Origin of the sequence: Burkholderia sp. SIMBA_062, from assembly GCF_046534765.1 — a bacterium.
In the GTDB taxonomy this organism is placed as follows: Bacteria; Pseudomonadota; Gammaproteobacteria; order Burkholderiales; family Burkholderiaceae; genus Burkholderia; species Burkholderia ambifaria.
The window spans coordinates 1-395 of the sequence record NZ_JAWRYD010000130.1 but is presented as its reverse complement, the minus strand read 5'-3'; the positions used below and the strand labels follow the sequence as shown (position 1 = coordinate 395).

1 protein-coding gene is annotated in these 395 nt (G+C 65.3%); it reads left to right on the top strand.

The genetic code is table 11. The features are described 5' to 3' along the window. Positions 1–395 (top strand): zinc-dependent peptidase (locus SB786_RS35710; protein ID WP_410731503.1); only part of this gene is annotated, 395 nt, incomplete at both ends.

Sequence of the window (395 nt, the reverse complement as noted above, 5' to 3'; positions counted from 1 at the left end):
GGCGTGATCGTCTATCCGGGCGAGTTCGTGATCCGCAAGACCGTGGAGGACGAGGACGGCGTGGTGCATGAAGTCGAGCACGACGCGAGCGGCGAGGCGTGGGAAGGCGGCCCGCTGATCCTCTCGTGGGAAGACGCGCAGATGACCGACGGCAGCGACGCCTACAACGTCGTCATCCACGAGTTCGCGCACAAGATCGACATGCTCAACGGCGAGACCGACGGTCATCCGCCCCTTTATCGGCGCTGGCACGCGCCGCTCGACGCGCAGGCGTGGGCCGATGTGTTCGACAACGCCTACGACCAGTTCTGCGACAAGGTGGATGAGGTGCCGGAACGCCGCTGGAAGCGCTTCGAGCGCGACTCGCTGATCGATCCCTATGCGGCCGATCATCC